Source organism: Nereida ignava, from assembly GCF_047114695.1.
GTDB lineage: Bacteria > Pseudomonadota > Alphaproteobacteria > Rhodobacterales > Rhodobacteraceae > Nereida > Nereida ignava.
Window position 1 is genome coordinate 374,597 of record NZ_CP112885.1, and the last position, 17,356, is coordinate 391,952.

Consider the following 17,356-nt stretch of genomic DNA (forward strand, 5'->3'; position numbering starts at 1 on the left):
TAGTCTTTTTTCATACAGTTACACAAAATGTTGCACAAACGTGTGACTACTGAAACTCGTAGTAACTCAGAGACTAAGATTTGGCACTGAAGAAACAGCAATTTGCTGAAGGCGAAATAGCAATATTTGACGAAGCTTGTATCTACAAGCGAGGTGAGTATTGGCAGTTTCGTATGTGGTTGCCAAAAGAAAACAAATACGCACGTAAAAGCCTACGCACACGCAGTGAAGCTACTGCAATAGAAAAGGGTAAAGCTGCGTACTTAGAGATTTACGCTAATCTGCAACAAGGCAAAAGCTACTTTTCAATCACCACAAAAGAGGGTGTGGAGAAGTACTTGTCGTTCCGTATGCGTGACGTTGAACTTGGACACATAGTCAAAGGACGACACACAACAATCGCAACGCATCTACAGCACTTTCTTAGCTTCATTGGTAAAGATACTAAGCTGAAAGAACTAGAACGCACTGACTGCGAAAACTACTTCTACCATCGTCACAAAGCCACTAATGGCAACGTCAAACAAGTCACTGTGCAGAACGAACAAAGCACAATTAATGCGCTGATGAAGTGGCTGCACAAGAACGGCGAAACACACATAGATGGCTTCGACTTTAAGAAGCTACCACGCTTGGATAAAGGCAATGAAGCTATTCGTCGTGCAACGCTGACTAATGACGAATACGAAGCACTGTATCGTGCTATGCGTACCTACACTGCCAAACTCAACAAGCTAGATGACGCAGAACTAAGAGTGCGAAAAATCGTGCAGAACTACGTTCTAATCGCAGCTAACAGTGGTTTACGTGTTGGTGAACAGCGACAGCTACGTTGGAGTGACGTGCAGATAGAACAGCACAAAGTAAATGGCGAAGAACAGAAGCTAGCACGTATCCACGTTCGTGCTGAGACAAGTAAAGTACGTACTAGTCGTACTTTCTTGTGTCGTAATGGACAGTACTTTGAACGCTTACGTGAAATCGCTAAGCCTAAGAGTGCTGACGAGTTAATCTTTACAGTCGACAATGAGAATGAACTAAGCAAGCGTACGCTGCTTTACCACTGGCACAAGATAATTGAGTTAGCTGATATTACTGATAGAGAAGTGCGTGACTTAGTCCCTTACAGCCTACGTCACTTTATGATTACACAGCGTATTATGAGTGGATTAACGTTTAGACAGATAGCAGATATGTGTGGCACAAGCGTGGCGCAGATTGAAAAGACTTATTACCACCTTAACGATGAAATACGTTTGACTAACGCTGTAGCTGACTACAGACGAAGAGAGGATGGCACTATTGAAGTTCTCTAAATCAACTCAGCAGCGTTGCGCTTCATCTCGTCGTTAACTGTTACGTATCTCTGTGTTGTCTGAATGCTACGATGTCCAGCCATATCTGCCAGCACAAACACGCTAACTCCCTTTTGGCTTAAGGTTGTTAACCAAGTACGTCTGCCACTGTGTGACGTAGCGCCAGCAATTCCAGCACGTGCATACAAGCGTTGTAGATGCTGTGTCGCAGTGTTTGCACCAAATCGCGCACTCTTTTGCGTAGAAAACAAATAACCGTGCTGTGGGCGCTTAGCAACGCTTCTAACGTATGCTTGTAGCTGATGTTGCATCTGTTTGGGTAGAAATATCTTACGTGCTCGTTTGGACTTGGTACGTACAGCATCAAGTGTCATTTCGTCTCGTACCGTGTCGTTTGAATCAAGCACGTCATCAAATCGCAGTGTGGCTACTTCACCAACACGTAAACCACATAAATGCGTAAACAACAGCATCGTAGTGTCACGCAGTGGATAACGACTGCACGAATTTGTTACGTCTAGCAGCTGCTTGAGTTCTGTTTTATTAAGTGTCTTTGCTTGTGCCATATGCCACCGCCTAAATGTAATGTTTTCGTGCATATAGCGTAATTTCTGATGTTCTATTTGAGCAACCAATAAGTGCTATGTTAATTCCTTCCATACTTCAAAGACTTACGTAGAAATGTAAGTTATTCGTTGTTTTCTTATGTTTCTTTGTGTTGTTTCTAGTGTGATTAGTTTGAGTTGATTGATTAGTCATAACGATAACAAGCCACCACGTCTAAACGTGCAGCAGTTACATCCAAGCAGACAAACCGAGTATAAGCATCGCCTTTGTTAGGTTTGAGTATTGCTAAGACTTTGACAAGTGACAGCACTCAGTTAGCAGAACGTCACGTTGAAAAGATTTAATCTCCTTCCAACAGTATTCGCTGCGAGTGTCATCAAGTCCAATATTGTCTTTGAGTATTAGATTGCGTGCCTTTGCTACCCGTTCTTGCCAAATCTTTGGTGCATATTGCTTTATAGTCTTGTATTGCCTTAGGTGTGTGCCTTTGATGAAAAAGTGTATGTGCGTATTTGCGCCTAAGCGTCCATGTTCTAAGAAAACTAGCCTATCAAGTCGTTTGCCTTGTGATGTGTCTTTGCGTTCCAGTATCTGCCTATCAAGCATGTTGAAGAAGTGCTTAGCGTCAGATATAGCATCGTTATCATATATGTGACTGCCGTCTTTGAACGTAGCAGTACCAAATAGCCAAAAGTTCTGACTACGTACCCACTTTGCACCGTCTAATTTAAGTCGTTCTGTAAATTGCACGTTTTTCCTACACTTAATGTTCTGTTGGTAAATACACAGTAACTAGCTGTGCATGTAGTTATTTATCAACGGAGGAATGATTGATGCAGAAGACGGTACTAAACGATGTATTTGAGTTATTGCAGCAGATTGGCGCTGTGAGAAGCGAAAGCGAATTTAGTAAAGATTGGTTATGCAGAAGCGAATGCTACATGCGCACGCTACGTTTTAAGCGTGTTAAACCAAGTGTGGGTACATTAGCTATATGTGCGAGCAAATTACAGCACTACGGACGCTGTATGACGGCGACAGAACAGCATACGCAGCTTGGCAAGCGTTTTATTGAACTGAGCGAACAGTGTCACAAGCAGATTAATACAGATGCTGTGGGGTGGTGGAAAGACGAGGTGAGGGTTTGACAACTAGTACTGTAGCTTCACGTCAACAATCTCGTCATCCGAAATTGGGCTTTAAGCGTGAAAATTTCGTGCAGCGGTCTTCTGCGGTGAAGTACTTACAGAAGTGAGGTGAAGAAATACACTCGGTACTCATCACTAGTTGCTAAATAACAGTATGAACAAGAGCGCTTTACAAGACATACAGCAAGCATTGAACGCGATACGTGGTGAGATTGAACGAGTAGACGACGAGACAAAGTGGGCAGCACTTGAATTGATGCTAGGCACAAGCAGCAGTGTGGTAGCACTTGCTAAAAAGATGGCAAAACCAGAAACAAAGACAGTCACACGTACTGTCGCTGTTCCAAAGACAAAGATAGTCACGCAACAACCACAGCAACAGACGACACCAAAAGACACAGAACGAACAGACTTCACACCTATTCGTCCACAACCACCGTTAGCAAATCAACAAGACGACAGAAAAAAGCGTTAGGAAACCAGTCAAAAGTACATGGTTTGTAGCTGTTTGACTGTAAGGTTGACAGTACGACTGACTGGCATAGTGAGACGCTGTCCAAATACTATTCGTGACAATGCAACATGTTACAGCAAGCGTAGGAGAAACGTGCTGTTCATCCTTTTAACAAATCTATAATATAAGACTGATACTTAACCTATGGAGGTGTGAGATGAAATCTTATGACGAATTGAAAGCTGAAATGGAAGTAATTCAGCAGCAGATGGTTGAAGCGAAGAAGAACGAACGTGCTAACGCACTGAAAGAGGTAAAGCGGCTTTGCAAAGAGTTTGGCTTTACTGCTGGCATGCTTAAGGGATCTCTTGCTAAAGGACGGAAGTAAACAATGGAAATAAAGTTGAACGATTTAATTAACTCGATCCAAAATCTGGTACGACAGATTGGACACGAAGTAGTGCCTTCTGCGAGACTACAAGACTTTGTTATTCATGAGTACGCAAGTTATGAGGAGTATAAAGAAACCCAAATTAAATTTAATAAAATTAAAATTAACAATATTTGGGCGGATGACGTCACTCTCAAACGAGTCGTAGAAATAGCGCACAATAAGTTAGGATCAGAAAGAAAAAATTTACGCATTCTGTGCCATGGCTCCCGCAACGGCTATGAGGTGCAGTGCCTGAAAAAATTCTTACCAGATGCTGAAATATTGGGAACAGATATTTCCGATACGGCATCTGACTATGGCTTAGTAGAATGGGACTTTCACGATGTGAATAGTGACTGGCTGAAGCGCTTTGATGTAATTTATACCAATTCTTTAGATCAATCCTGGAAGCCTCGGGAAGCTTTAACAGTATGGCTTGATCAATTGAACAACGACGGAATTCTAATTATTGAGCATACAGAAGCACACTCTCCAACAGGTGCTTCTAAGATGGATCCGTTTGGTGTTCGTCCTATTGCATTTCCATACATCATAACCAAGTGGTTTGAGGACAAGGTAGCTATCAGTTGGACTGTGGGTAAAAAAGGTAATATGAATTTAGAGGCTTATTTATTTGCCATTCGCAATACTAAGATTTGAAGCTCACAGAATTATGCGATGCATTGTGTAACAAAGGATTGCGTGAACTCTTGAATTGTAACAGTTATACAAGTCTAGGACTAGCGTGCAGATTGGGTGTGGAGTTACACACAAGTTACACAAGCTCTATGAGGATGATGTAAGTAATTGATAATAAACTGAAAAAAATCAAAGTTACTACTGAGTGGGAATGACCCCAGACGCACCATCGGTTGAGCCGCTGATCGAACTCCCACCCGCGGAGAAAATCCAAGGCCGCTACGTGGACACGGTCAAGTGGATTGCAACCATCATCCAGCTGATCGGCTACGGCTTAACGGGCCTCAATATGGTGCCCTATAACATCTTCTTTTTCTTCGCCGGCATTTTCTTGTGGTTTGCAGTCGGAGTGATGTGGAAAGACCGCGCCATAATGGTTGTTCATGTCGGCGCATTCATTTCGCTCGCCGCAGGGTACTTGAACGCTTAGCTTTCGGCTCCGTGAACAAAGCTACCTCTTGCAGCGCGTCGGCGTTATGCGTGGTTAAGATTTTCATAGGACAACCAGATGACAAAAGAAAAAGCACTCGAATGGTTTGGCGTCACTACTGCGATTGCATACTCATTGTTGGTGGCATCAAATTCTGGCTATGAATTTTGGGGCTTTAGTTTGCTACTAATCTCGTCATTTTCTATCGGCTTGTGGGCCTTTTTGTGCAATCACAGAGCCATGTTGCTACTGCAATTTTTCTACGCGAGCGCTGGTATAATTGGGATGTTCCGGTGGGCATGATGTCTGATCGGCAGTGGCTCAGATGACATCGCAACTGAAAGCCTGCATTTGGATGCTTGGCGCCGTCGTCAGCTTTTCGGCCATGGCGTTGGCTGGCCGGGTTGTCTCTGTGGATTTGGATACGTTTGAGATCATGACGTATCGCAGCCTCGTCGGCGTTATTGTCATGGCGACGATCATTTTTGCATCTGGCGGGGTGCGGCGCATTCAAACAGATCGGTTCGGCCTCCATCTTATTCGCAACATTTGTCATTTTACGGGACAGAACCTTTGGTTTTATGCGCTAACGCTGATCCCCCTCGCCCAGCTTTTTGCGCTAGAATTCACGACGCCGCTGTGGGTGCTCATCCTGTCGCCTCTACTTTTAAGTGAACGCCTGACGCGGGTACGCATCCTCGTCGCGCTCATTGGTTTTTTGGGTGTTCTGATCGTCACACGCCCCACGATGGGCAGCATCTCGGTGGGTACTTTAACTGCGGCGAGTTCGGCGATTTTCTTCGCAGGCTCTATCCTATTCACTCGAAAGCTGACAGCCGATCAGTCGACACTGACAATCCTGACGTGGTTGGTCGGCCTACAAGCAGTCTTTGGCATAATCTGCGCAGGGATCGACGGTGATATCGCAGGCCCTTCCCTCGCTATGACACCGTTCATACTCATCATCGGTTTCGCAGGGTTGCTGGCGCATGCATGTTTGGTTCAGGCGCTGTCACTAGCACCTGCAATGCTGGTGGTGCCGATTGATTTCCTGCGCCTGCCTCTTATTGCAGTCTTGGCGATGATCTTATTCGGTGAGCATTTGGACCCTTGGGTGTTTGTTGGCGCTGCAATCATCTTTGGGGCGAATTACACAAATATTTGGGCTGAGACGCGGAATTCACGCACTTAGAAAAATATTCACGCAACCCGCGTCAATATGCTGGACCCCCTGATTAACGCCGCGTAACAATTGCGCGGAAAACCGCTTGCCTGCTAACAAATTAAGCAGGTTTAAACCAAAGTTCATTCAGGGAAGAGATAATGAATAAGCTAACAACAGCAGGCGCAGTACTTCTGGCCACGACCTCACTTGCAGCGGCGGGTGGCATTGACCGTTCCAACCAATTTATCGGACCGTTATTTGAAGCCGGCGGTGAAACAGGCAGCTATGTTCAGCTAAGCATTGGCAAGGTTGACCCGACGACGACGTTTAGTGCTGGGGCGTCTTCCGCAGATACCATTTTGCCGACCTATATCTCATCATCTTTCGCTATTAAATCAGACCTATCCGAGAAATTGAGTTTTGGTGTCATTGTAGACGCACCTTTCGGTGTCGAAGTCGACTACACGGGCACGGCACTAGATGCCGCCCCTGGAGTAAGCCCAGCTCCCCAAGCCGATCTTTCCACTCAAGCAATTACTGGCCTGCTGCGTTATAAAATTAATGAAAACTTCAGCGTCCACGCGGGCATACGCGGCCTTTCAGTCGACGGTCACGTCATAAATGACCAAGGCATTCTAACAGCATCTAATGATCGCAATTGGGGCTACGTTGCAGGTGTCGCTTATGAACGATCAGACATCGCCATGCGAATTGCTATCACCTATAATGGTGAAATCGATAATGACATGGCTGGTACGTTGGTTACACCCCAAAATCTAACTGGAGCGATTGATAATTTCAACGTCACAACACCCGAAAGTATTAACGTAGAATTTCAGACCGGGATTGCTGCTGACACGCTTCTGTTTGGGACCATGCGCTATGCTAAATACGATGGCTTCAATCTGACAACAACTGAAGGTGTAAATTTTGTGACTTTCACAAACGATACGCTAGATTACTCGGTCGGTCTTGGGCGCCAATTGTCCGAAAAATATTCAGTTGCTGCAACTTATAGCAAAGGCGAAGCTGGAGCCCGTCCTGGGACTACACCTCTCGCACCAACCAACGGCTCTGACACCATTGGCTTAGCAGCTACTTACACTGAAGGTAACATGAAGCTCACAGCCGGCGTTTCTTACGGTAAACTTGGAGATCAGGACGTGGGTGCATTCCAATATCGCGATGCAAGCGTCGTGGGCTTTGGCCTTCGCCTTGGCTATAACTTCTAAACTTAGCTAACTCACGCTATCCCCGCCCCGCCCTTCATCCGAAGTGGCGGGGTTTTCTTTATCTACGCTCCAAAGCGCTGCCTTGCACCGGTGCCTTTGTAGGGCTATCTCAAGTCTCCATGCAGATTTTTCGAAGGGGCGCAGCCCATGCTCTACAGTTCAGCACAAGAATGGCGCGATGCTCCGCACAAGAGGATCGTTTTGTTTGCGATGTCTGGCTTGGGCAAAACCTATGTCTCCGAGATGCTTCAGCAGACCGGCACATGGTTTCACTACTCTATCGATTACCGGATCGGCACCCGTTACATGGCCGAACCGATTGCGGATAATTGTAAGCGCGAAGCGATGAAAGTCCCGTTCTTGCGGGAAATGCTTCTGGCTGATGCAATCCATATTGCGCCGAATATTCACGATCACGACCTGACTGCTGTTGCAGCATATACCGGAAAACCCGGAAACGAGGCGCAGGGTGGCCTGAGCTTTGATGCCTATATGAAGCGTCAAAAACAGTTTGAGGCGGCTGAGACCCAAGCCCTGCTCGACACAAATGAATTTATGGAGCGCGCCGAGGACATCTACGGCTACGATAATTTTGTCTGCGACACGGGCGGCTCTATTTGTGAGTGGGTCGATGCCGAAAATCCTAACGATCCGATCTTGAACGCTTTGGCCAAAAACGCACTTCTCGTCTGGATTAAAGGCAGCGATGCCCATAGCCAATCATTGGTAGAACGCTTTGACAGGTCACCCAAGCCAATGTGCTATGACACAGAATTCACCACTGATTGTTGGGAAACTTATTTAATTGAAAGCAACATAGTAGAGAGTGAAGTTAATCCAGATGACTTTATCCGCTGGATGTATGCGCGCGCGATGGAACACCGCCAACCCCGTTATGAAGCAATGGCAAAATGGGGCGTTACGCTTGATGCAAATGATGTCATGAAAGTCCGGTCTGCAGACGAGTTCTGCGAGCTGATCGCCGCTGCGCTGCCTTAGGTAAGGACACCCGAAAATGCCCATTAAACTGCCTGCGGATCTTCCCGCCTACGATATTTTGACCCGCGAGGGCGTGAGCGTTCTGGACGAGACCGTCGCTGCGCGCCAAGATATTCGCCCGCTGAAAATTGCTTTGCTTAACCTGATGCCAAAGAAAATTCAGACCGAGACACAATTCGCGCGGTTGATTGGTGCAACACCCCTGCAGATTGAGCTGACACTTGTCCGCATGTCCGAGCACCAGACCAAAAACACCGCCGCCGAGCATATGGAGACGTTTTATCGTCCCTTCCAAGACATCAAAGGCGAGAAGTTTGACGGCCTCATCATTACTGGTGCGCCAATTGAGCACCTGCAATTTGATGAGGTGACCTACTGGGATGAGTTGCGCGAGGTTTTTGAGTGGACCCAGACCAACGTGCATTCCACATTTGGTGTATGCTGGGGCGGAATGGCGATGATTAACTATTTTCATGGCGTCACAAAGCACCTTCTTGATGCCAAGGCATTTGGGTGTTTCCGTCATAAAAACCTTGATGCGGCATCACCCTATTTGCGTGGGTTTTCGGACGATTGCGTGATCCCCGTGAGCCGCTGGACAGAGATGGACGCAGGCGAAATTAACCAAGCGGGCCTCAAAACGCTGTTGGGAAGTGATGCGGTTGGACCGTGCCTTGTTGAGGATAACGCACGCCGCGCGCTCTATATTTTTAACCATTTTGAGTATGATACCGGCACCCTAAAACAAGAATATGATCGCGATGTTTCTGAGGGAACCGCGATCAATGTACCCGTTAACTATTATCCCGAAGATGATCCTGCTGCGGCACCGCAAAACCGCTGGCGCAGTCACGCACATCTTCTTTATGGGAACTGGATAAATGAAATCTACCAAACGACGCCCTACGAGATTGAAAACATTGGGACTTAGCCTTCTTGCCATTGGGATTTGCGTCGTTCTGATCTCTGCCTTTGTGGGGATCATGGCGCGCAAAAACGAACGGGCAGCTGAGGCTAATTTTCCACCCATTGGCCAATTCGTTAACGTGGATGGCCGCCAAGTCCATGCGCTGGTTACGGGGACGGGGCCTGATTTGATCCTGATCCATGGGGCATCTGGCAACATTCGCGACTGGACGTTCGATTTTGTTGACCAACTCAAGGATCGCTACCGCGTTATCGTGATGGATCGTCCGGGCTTGGGCTACACAGACCGGGCGGACCCTACCCTTTCCGGCGCGTGGAGCACGGACGCGGAGATGCCTCAACAGCAAGCACGAATGCTGAAAGCCGCAGCAGATCAGTTGGGCGTCAAAAATCCAATTATCCTTGGCTACAGCTTTGGTGGTGCCGTGGCGATGGCTTGGGCGTTGGAGTTTCCCGATCATCCAAGCGGCATCGTTATTCTCAGCGGCGCGACTGAACCGTGGCCCGGACCGCTTGATCTATTTTACCGCGTAAATGGCAGCCTGATCGGAGGCTTGATCACAACGCCTTTGATTGCAGCTTTTGCAAGTGAGGCGCGGATCAATGCCTCAATCAATTCGATATTTGAGCCGGCCGAGCCGCCAGAGGGGTACAACGATTATATTGGAGGTGCTTTGGTGACGCGGCGCGCTTCTATGCGCGCAAACGCACGGCAGGTTCTTGGGCTACGCCCGCATTTGGTAGAAATGTCCAAGCAGTATCCTGGCATCACACTGCCAACTGAAATCTTGCATGGCGACGCGGATACAATCGTACCAGCCAGTATTCATGCGCGTGTGCTTGATACTCAATTACCGAACAGTCGTCTCACAATCCTGAATGGCGTTGGACACATGCCTCATCACACCAATCCCGCGGATGTGATTGCTGCAATTGATCGCCTGCGACAGACCCCCTAGCGCGATTAGCTTTGCTTTGTCATAGTGTGGATCAAGGTTGGCGGTGAAGGTGTTGATATGTCAAGTTTTTCCAAAGATGCGGTGCATCAGTTCTTCAGCGAACATGCGCCGAAGGATATACGCCAAGCTATCAATAACAGCGCTAAGGGGGCAATTCTTGATGCAGGCTACCCATATGATGAGCGCCGAAAGCGGAAAGCCTATGAGGCGCATATGGCCAAGCTACAAATTGAACTGGTCAAAATGCAGTCGTGGGTCAAGAAAAGCGGTGCGCGGGTTGCGGTTGTATTTGAGGGCCGTGATGCTGCAGGCAAAGGCGGCACTATTAAACGGCTGCGCGAAAACCTGAATCCCCGTCAGGCGCGTGTCGTAGCCCTTGCAAAGCCAACCGAAAAAGAGGCCGGCGAGTGGTATTTTCAGCGCTACGTGAAGCATATGCCAACTGCCGGTGGCATGACGTTTTTTGATCGTAGTTGGTATAATCGAGGCGTTGTCGAGCATGTCTTTAAATTTTGCACCCCTACGCAGCGACAGCTTTGGTTCGATCAAACGCCCCACTTCGAAGATATGATGGTGAGCGATGGGATACAGCTGATCAAAATTTGGCTGAACGTCGGGCGAGCCGAACAACTACGCCGTTTTTTGCGCCGCGAGGCTGATCCTTTGAAACAATGGAAGCTCTCTTGGATCGATGTTGAGGGTCTTGGGAAATGGGACAGCTATTCGAAGGCAATTGGTGAGACACTGTCTCGGACACATACTGACACGTGTCCGTGGACAGTTGTTCGTAGCGATGACAAACGACGTGCGCGGATCGCAGCAATCCAAACCATCCTAACGCGCGTGACGTACGACGGGCGGGATGATGATGCCATTGGCCCAATTGACCAAGGGATTATTGGCGCGCCTTCATCACTGACAAATCTTGCGTAAAACTTACTGATCAAAAAACACCAATGCGTCTTCGCGCCAACTGATGCGGACAGGTGTCCCAATCTCTAGAATCTCGCGCCCCATCAGATTTTTCATCGAAATCGTGAGGGTCTTGTCCAAGCCATCAAGCCCGACTTCATAGTAGGTCATATCACCATAGTAAGCCCGATCAGCAATTGTAGCGGCTGCAACACGGTCGCGATCAGGCTCGCCAGGAAACAGAATGGACATGGTCTCGGGCCTGATACCAGCGTGCGAGACAGTGTCTCGCGCTGGGGCGGACACCTGTCCAAGCCCCGCAATCACTAAACTTCCCGCATTTTGCGCAACGGGCATCACGTTCATAGTGCCAATGAACTCACCAACTTTACGTGAGGCCGGCGCACGGTACAGGGTCTGCGGGTCAGCCAATTGCGCAATCTGGCCTTCGAACATGACGGCGATCCGATCGCTCATGATCAGCGCTTCTTCCTGATCATGGGTCACCAAGATGAATGTAATGCCGACCTGCCGCTGAAGACGACGCAGTTCAAGCTGCATCTGCTCGCGCAGTTTCTTGTCTAGCGCGGAAAGCGGCTCGTCCAAAAGAAGAACTTTAGGCTTAAGAACAAGCGCGCGGGCCAAGGCAACACGTTGACGTTGCCCGCCAGACAAAGCGTTAGCCGCGCGGGCGCCAAACCCATTTAGCCCAACCATTTCAAGGGCTTCACCGACGACACGAGTTTGCTCTGGCTTACTTAAGTCTGACTTGCGTAAACCAAACGCCACGTTTTGCGCGACGTTCAAATGCGGGAAAATCGCATAACTTTGAAACACCATATTGGTCGGTCGGCGGTTTGGCGGCACCTGCGCCATATCAGCACCGGCAATCTTAAGCGTCCCGCTTTCAATATCTTCGAACCCTGCAATCGTGCGCAGCAGCGTTGTTTTTCCACAGCCAGATGGACCAAGCAGAGAGAAGAACTCCCCTGCTTCAATGTCTAAATCTATGTTCCTAAGCGCGTGGTAACTATCATAATGCTTGTTAACGCCGGATAACGAAATCATGGTCATAAAAAGCCCCCTTCGGTGCTCTGTCCCGCCTTTCGCAACCCACGACGACGAAGTGTTTCAGCCAGTGCAAGCAGCAGGATTGAGAGACATACAAGCAGCGTTCCCAAGGCCATAACGACCGGCAACTTGGTTGGAAAGCGCAACTGTGACCACAAATAAACAGGTAATGTTGGCTCTGTACTGCTTAGGAAAAAGGCGATGATAAACTCATCCAAACTGATCGTGAACGAGATAAGCAGTGACGCGATTAGTCCGGGCCAGATCAACGGCAGTGTCACGCGGTAAAACGTACTGAAGCGGGTCTCGCCTAAATCAAGTGACGCCTCTTCAAGGGCTGGATCAATGTTTTGAAAACTGGAATTTAGAATTGAAATTGCGAATGGCATACAGATCAACGTGTGACCTGCGATCACTGACCATGACCCTATGCTTAGCCCCAACTGCAAGAATACCACCAAGAGTGAAACAGCGACAATAATCTCGGGCAAGACGAGTGGTAGCATGATCAGGCCCATGATGGGCCGCTTCCCAATAAAGCGATAGCGCACGGCTGCGCGTGCCGCGCAAACACCAAGAAGTGTTGATAAAATTGCTGTTATGGAGGCGATTTTAACGGAGGTCCAAACACTGCTTGTCAGGGCTGGGATAGTGGGTAGTTGCGCAAACCACTTGGTGGTGAACCCCTGCAAAGGAAAAGCAATTGTTGTACTGTCATTGAACGCAAAAAGCGGCAGCAACACGATCGGTGCGTAGAGAAAAATCAGATAAGCCCAAGTATATGCCCTCATGACCGCACCTTTAGGAAACGCCGGTTTAGCCAGACAAACAGTGTCGCAATTACGGTCACCGCCACCATAGAAATCACGGCGAGCGCTGCGCCCATTGGGGCGTTGTTGAGTTTCAAAAACTGTGTTTGGATCATGTTCGCGATCATCAACCCGCCGGGTCCCCCAACAAGGCGCGGTGTAATATAGTCGCCGATGACGGGAATGAACACGATGAGTGTTGCGGCGACTACGCCCGGCATCGCGAGTGGAAGCGTGACGCGGAAAAAAGTCGCCACGCGGGTTTCCCCCAAGTCGCGCGAGGCCTCCAGAAGCGAGCGGTCAATCTTTTCCAAGGCCACGAAAATAGGCAAGATTGCAAAAGGTGCAAAGGCATGTGCGAGCGTGATGATTACGGCATTTAGATTGTACAAAATAAATGTGATTGGTGCATCAATGATACCAAGCTCAATCAAACCTGAGTTAATGACGCCGTTGAACCCCAGAACAACTTTCCACAGGAAAACGCGGATCAGGTAGCTTGTCCAAAACGGGATCGTAATCAAAAAGAGCCACAGCGATTTGCGCGACGGCTTCACATGAAAGCTGATGAAGTAAGCCACCGGAAAAGCTGTGATGACGGTCAGCAGTGTCACCGCCCCCGCAACCAAAAGCGAGCGGCCCAGTAGCAATCCGTAAATCGGATCTTGGGCTGCCTCAACGTAATTTTTGATCGTGAAATCAGTATTCAGCGTCAGGTAATCTTGTGTCCAAAAGCTGAACAAAATAATTGCCCCGAGCGGCCCCGCAAGCAGCACCAAAGTGGTGAAAAACGGCGGGCTAACCAGTAAAAGCCCCCGACGGGAATTATGAGAAACATCATTTGCCACAGGCTATATTTGCAAGGGAATTGCGTCCTGTGCAAACGGGTTTATCGCCAGCAGGAAGGTAATTCGATATCAGGCATCTCATTAACGTTGGGTCGATCAAGAGAATGCGGAAAGCTGAGCTGTTGATGCGTTAGACCGCAGCGATCTTTTCGATGAAGCGTAACCTCAAGAAGCGGCGGAACCGAAATGCCATTTCGGCTTACCACAGGTGCACAATTGTTAGGATGCAAATGCACCACGTGGTGAAATTTGGTTAATTTGCGGAAAAAACTGCTAATCAGCGGCAAAGCACCCCGAGAGAATAAATTGTGCAAGTGATGCAGTTCGATAACGATGGTTCGAAAGCGCATCAACGTAGCGTCTGAAAGGTGCGCAAATATATCGAATTCCGCGCCTTCAACATCCATCTGCAATACCAAATCACCTGTCCCTGCTTGCCGCTGCGCAACCCAATCCTCAAGATCCATGAAGTTTTCAGCAACATCGCTCCCAATGAATTTTTGCTCAAAGGTAATCAGCGGATGCTTACTTGGGGCTTGATTGACACTCGCATCGGCCAGAAAACACGGAATGTGATAATCATGCGCAAGCTGTGTTTCGAACGTCGCAACATCATCAACACCTGGTGAGAAACACGCATCAATTCCATCCAAATCGTCTGGTAACAGGTACCCGCCGTCACCCTGCCCGCCGATCCGGATCAAAGGGGTCTGGATTGAGACAGGTCGCAAAAGTGAAATAGCCGCAGACACATCAGCCTGCGCGGCAAGACCTCCAACAAATACCTCATTCCGAGCCGCTAGCCGTTGAATACCTGTCCGAATAAAATGTTTCACCTAGTACTCACCACTGTGACGATTTCAGTCAGAAAAGCACTACCAACTTAAAGTTACATGAATACTGCCGGAGCGCTTGCAGGTGCTAACGTGACGCGAAATACAAAAAAGCCCCACCAGTTGGCAGGGCTTTCTTGAATAATGAACGTAAAACTTAGCGCTTTGAGAACTGGAAGCTCTTACGCGCTTTTGCTTTACCGTATTTCTTACGCTCAACAACACGGCTGTCGCGTGTGAGGAAGCCAGCGGCTTTCAACGCGCCACGCAGGCTGGGGTCGTACAGTTGCAATGCTTTGGAAATGCCGTGCTTAACCGCACCAGCTTGACCAGAAAGACCGCCACCTTTGACAGTCGCCATCACGTCGAACTGATCTTCTGTACCAGAGACTGTGAAAGGCTGACGCAGGATCATTTGCAGCACGGGGCGTGCAAAATAGACCTTCATCTCTTTACCGTTCACAACAACTTTGCCGGAGCCTGGCTTGATCCAAACGCGTGCAACCGCGTCTTTACGTTTACCAGTTGCATAAGAACGACCAAGGTCGTCACGGACGGGCTCGCGTGGGGTCATCTCAACTTCTGCTGCTGCAACAGTGCCTTCGGCAACTGCGTTCAGCTCATCGAGGCTTTTGATTTCTTCAGCCATCTATCAGACCCTCGTGTTCTTTGAGTTCATGGATTTGACGTCCAGCACTTCGGGGCTTTGCGCCTCGTGGGGGTGCTCGGCGCCTGCATATACACGCAGGTTCGTCATTTGCTGGCGTGACAGGCGGTTGCCTGGCAACATGCGTTTGATCGCAAGTGTTACAACGCGCTCAGGGTGATCACCTTCCAAGATTTGCTCTTTGGTACGGTATTTGATGCCACCTGGGTAGCCAGTGTGCCAGTAGTAACGCTCTTCGCGTTTCTTACCAGTCAACTGAACTTTGTCAGCGTTGATGATGATGACGTTGTCACCCATGTCCATGTGGGGCGTGAACGACGGCTTGTGCTTGCCGCGAAGACGCATCGCAACAATCGACGCAAGACGGCCCAGCACCACGCCTTCAGCGTCGATGATGATCCACTTCTTGTCGATGTCTGCGGGTGTCGCAGTGAAGGTTTTCATGTTTCTATCCTTGGAATGTCAGCGGAAAGGCTCCGCGGGTATTCGATTGCGCCCTTATATAGGCGCAAAAATAGCAGTCAACAACACAAAACAGCGAAAAACCGTTCATAATCAGTAGCTTAAAAAATAGGTATTAAAATACCCCAGCAAATTACTGCTTTGGCGGGATGGAATAGGTCAATGACGCACGGGCAACCGGCCGATCATCTCCAACACTGAACACAAGTGCATCACAAACTGCCAGTTGCCGTCCCAGCTTCAACAGCCGCACGTCACAGATCACATCTTTACCTGCGATAGGTTTGCGCATAAAATCGATACTACAGTTCGTGGTCACCGTCAGCGCCTCAAGACCGATGCGCGATAAAATTGCCAGATACGCCCCTACATCGGCCAGCCCAAACATCGCAGGCCCAGATACTGTGCCGCCGGGGCGCAAGTGCCTCTCGGCCACGTTAAGACGCAGCTTGATCCCGTGTGCCGTGATTTCATCAACAGTGAAGTCGTCCTTCACTTGTTCAAAATCCCGCGCCAAAAATGCGGTCAGCTCTGCGGCAGTAAGAAGTGGGTCAGTCATTGCAACTCTCAACAATTTCGGCCCTACTGTAGCCACAAGATTGTGAGGAACAAGATGACTGATACGCAAACGTCTCTTTATACCCGTTGTGATGCGAACGGCGTCGCGTACATTGAGTTAGCAACACCGCAAACGCTTAACGCTCTTTCAAGTCAGATGATTGGGGCACTGACCGCACTGTTTGTGGATATTGCCGCCGATCAAGACATCCGATGCGTTGTTCTCAGCGGGGCCGGCAAAGCCTTTTGCGCGGGTCACAACCTCAAAGAAATGCAAGCAATGCGCGAAGGTCCGGATGCTGGTGCCCGTGAGCTGACTGCCCTTTTCGATGCATGCGCGCAGATGATGACCGCCATTCGTACCCTGCCCCAACCCGTCATTGCGCAAGTTCATGGTGTCGCCGCTGCCGCAGGATGTCAGCTCGTTGCCGCCTGCGATATGGCTGTCGCGGCTGAAGGAACACGGTTTGCAGTTAATGGTGTAAACATCGGGCTGTTTTGCTCAACGCCCATGGTGGCCCTGTCGCGCAATCTGCCCCGTAAGCAGGCCTTTGAAATGCTCGTAACCGGTGACTTCATTGACACCAATCGCGCGCTTGAACTCGGACTGATCAACCGTATCGCGGAACCCAGCAAACTGGCGTCCGTGACACGCGATTTGGCCGAAACGGTTGCCGCTAAACTGGGGACTGCTGTGCGTCTTGGTAAGGGCGCGTTTTACGATCAACTCGAAATGCCCGTGGCAGATGCATATGCTTTTACCCGTGACGTGATGGTTCAAAATATGGCTGATGAAGACACCGCTGAAGGCATTACGGCCTTCAATGAAAAGCGTAAACCAAACTGGGATATCACCAACAGCTAAGC

21 protein-coding genes are annotated in these 17,356 nt (G+C 48.9%); 13 read left to right on the forward strand and 8 right to left on the reverse strand.

Annotated elements, in window-relative coordinates:
* The first annotated feature begins 80 nt into the window (after positions 1 to 80).
* Complete coding sequence (locus tag OLX08_RS01780) at positions 81 to 1,316, forward strand: tyrosine-type recombinase/integrase (protein ID WP_391482110.1); 1,236 nt, start codon at positions 81 to 83, stop codon at positions 1,314 to 1,316.
* Here OLX08_RS01780 and OLX08_RS01785 read toward each other — a convergent pair.
* The gene (locus OLX08_RS01785) at positions 1,313 to 1,882 is read right to left on the reverse strand and encodes a tyrosine-type recombinase/integrase (RefSeq protein ID WP_391482111.1); all 570 of its coding nucleotides are present in this window, start codon (positions 1,880 to 1,882) and stop codon (positions 1,313 to 1,315) included. The genes OLX08_RS01780 and OLX08_RS01785 overlap by 4 nt on opposite strands.
* An 834-nt stretch (positions 1,883 to 2,716) precedes the next feature.
* On the opposite strand from OLX08_RS01785, the gene OLX08_RS01790 reads away from it, so the two are divergent.
* The 11 genes from OLX08_RS01790 to ppk2 all read left to right on the forward strand — a co-directional run bounded on the left by OLX08_RS01790 (position 2,717) and on the right by ppk2 (position 11,262).
* Positions 2,717 to 3,031 (forward strand): DUF6626 family protein, encoded by a 315-nt coding sequence (locus OLX08_RS01790; protein ID WP_391482112.1) that lies wholly within the window; start codon positions 2,717 to 2,719, stop codon positions 3,029 to 3,031.
* 154 nt (positions 3,032 to 3,185) lie between these two features.
* The gene (locus tag OLX08_RS01795; RefSeq protein WP_391482113.1) at positions 3,186 to 3,506 is read left to right on the forward strand and encodes a hypothetical protein; all 321 of its coding nucleotides are present in this window, start codon (positions 3,186 to 3,188) and stop codon (positions 3,504 to 3,506) included.
* A gap of 196 nt (positions 3,507 to 3,702) precedes the next feature.
* Positions 3,703 to 3,873: a hypothetical protein gene (locus OLX08_RS01800; RefSeq protein WP_391482114.1), complete on the forward strand. Its 171-nt coding sequence runs from the start codon at positions 3,703 to 3,705 to the stop codon at positions 3,871 to 3,873.
* A 15-nt stretch (positions 3,874 to 3,888) separates the two neighbouring features.
* Complete coding sequence (locus OLX08_RS01805) at positions 3,889 to 4,578, forward strand: hypothetical protein (RefSeq protein ID WP_391482115.1); 690 nt, start codon at positions 3,889 to 3,891, stop codon at positions 4,576 to 4,578.
* Between the two features lie 190 nt (positions 4,579 to 4,768).
* A complete protein-coding gene (locus OLX08_RS01810) occupies positions 4,769 to 5,047 on the forward strand; it encodes a DUF6552 family protein (protein ID WP_391482116.1) in 279 nt (92 codons plus the stop codon).
* 325 nt (positions 5,048 to 5,372) lie between these two features.
* Positions 5,373 to 6,239 carry a DMT family transporter gene (locus OLX08_RS01815; RefSeq protein ID WP_391482117.1) on the forward strand — a complete coding sequence of 289 codons (867 nt, stop codon included), beginning with the start codon at positions 5,373 to 5,375 and terminating at the stop codon, positions 6,237 to 6,239.
* Between the two features lie 131 nt (positions 6,240 to 6,370).
* On the forward strand, positions 6,371 to 7,444 hold the full coding sequence (locus tag OLX08_RS01820) for an OmpP1/FadL family transporter (RefSeq protein ID WP_391482118.1): 1,074 nt from the start codon (positions 6,371 to 6,373) through the stop codon (positions 7,442 to 7,444).
* Positions 7,445 to 7,591: 147 nt separating this feature from the next.
* Positions 7,592 to 8,443, forward strand: coding sequence for an ATPase (locus tag OLX08_RS01825; RefSeq protein ID WP_391482119.1), 852 nt, complete (start codon positions 7,592 to 7,594; stop codon positions 8,441 to 8,443).
* 16 nt (positions 8,444 to 8,459) lie between these two features.
* Complete coding sequence (gene metA, locus OLX08_RS01830) at positions 8,460 to 9,374, forward strand: homoserine O-acetyltransferase MetA (protein WP_391482120.1); 915 nt, start codon at positions 8,460 to 8,462, stop codon at positions 9,372 to 9,374.
* Positions 9,325 to 10,329 carry an alpha/beta fold hydrolase gene (locus OLX08_RS01835; RefSeq protein WP_391482121.1) on the forward strand — a complete coding sequence of 335 codons (1,005 nt, stop codon included), beginning with the start codon at positions 9,325 to 9,327 and terminating at the stop codon, positions 10,327 to 10,329. The genes metA and OLX08_RS01835 overlap by 50 nt, the downstream gene beginning before the upstream one ends.
* Before the next feature lie 57 nt (positions 10,330 to 10,386).
* On the forward strand, positions 10,387 to 11,262 hold the full coding sequence (gene ppk2 / locus OLX08_RS01840) for a polyphosphate kinase 2 (protein ID WP_391482122.1): 876 nt from the start codon (positions 10,387 to 10,389) through the stop codon (positions 11,260 to 11,262).
* Positions 11,263 to 11,265: 3 nt separating this feature from the next.
* Here the strand turns inward: ppk2 and OLX08_RS01845 are convergent, their stop codons facing one another.
* The 7 genes from OLX08_RS01845 to OLX08_RS01875 form a co-directional block, all read right to left on the reverse strand.
* Positions 11,266 to 12,315, reverse strand: a complete 1,050-nt coding sequence (locus OLX08_RS01845; protein ID WP_391482123.1) for an ABC transporter ATP-binding protein — start codon at positions 12,313 to 12,315, stop codon at positions 11,266 to 11,268.
* Entirely contained in the window at positions 12,312 to 13,103 is a 792-nt protein-coding gene (locus OLX08_RS01850; protein ID WP_391482124.1) for an ABC transporter permease, read from the reverse strand. Before OLX08_RS01850 ends, OLX08_RS01845 begins: the two co-directional genes overlap by 4 nt.
* Positions 13,100 to 13,969: an ABC transporter permease gene (locus OLX08_RS01855; protein WP_391482125.1), complete on the reverse strand. Its 870-nt coding sequence runs from the start codon at positions 13,967 to 13,969 to the stop codon at positions 13,100 to 13,102. The genes OLX08_RS01850 and OLX08_RS01855 overlap by 4 nt, the downstream gene beginning before the upstream one ends.
* A 41-nt stretch (positions 13,970 to 14,010) precedes the next feature.
* A complete protein-coding gene (locus tag OLX08_RS01860; RefSeq protein WP_391482126.1) occupies positions 14,011 to 14,805 on the reverse strand; it encodes an FkbM family methyltransferase in 795 nt (264 codons plus the stop codon).
* Between the two features lie 154 nt (positions 14,806 to 14,959).
* Positions 14,960 to 15,451, reverse strand: coding sequence for a 30S ribosomal protein S9 (rpsI, locus tag OLX08_RS01865; RefSeq protein WP_341245621.1), 492 nt, complete (start codon positions 15,449 to 15,451; stop codon positions 14,960 to 14,962).
* Between the two features lie 3 nt (positions 15,452 to 15,454).
* Complete coding sequence (gene rplM / locus OLX08_RS01870; RefSeq protein ID WP_048597585.1) at positions 15,455 to 15,913, reverse strand: 50S ribosomal protein L13; 459 nt, start codon at positions 15,911 to 15,913, stop codon at positions 15,455 to 15,457.
* Between the two features lie 151 nt (positions 15,914 to 16,064).
* The gene (locus tag OLX08_RS01875) at positions 16,065 to 16,490 is read right to left on the reverse strand and encodes a PaaI family thioesterase (RefSeq protein ID WP_391482127.1); all 426 of its coding nucleotides are present in this window, start codon (positions 16,488 to 16,490) and stop codon (positions 16,065 to 16,067) included.
* Positions 16,491 to 16,544: 54 nt separating this feature from the next.
* Here OLX08_RS01875 and OLX08_RS01880 point away from each other — a divergent pair, with 54 nt between their 5' ends.
* On the forward strand, positions 16,545 to 17,354 hold the full coding sequence (locus OLX08_RS01880; protein WP_391482128.1) for an enoyl-CoA hydratase: 810 nt from the start codon (positions 16,545 to 16,547) through the stop codon (positions 17,352 to 17,354).
* The last annotated feature ends 2 nt before the right edge of the window (positions 17,355 to 17,356 follow it).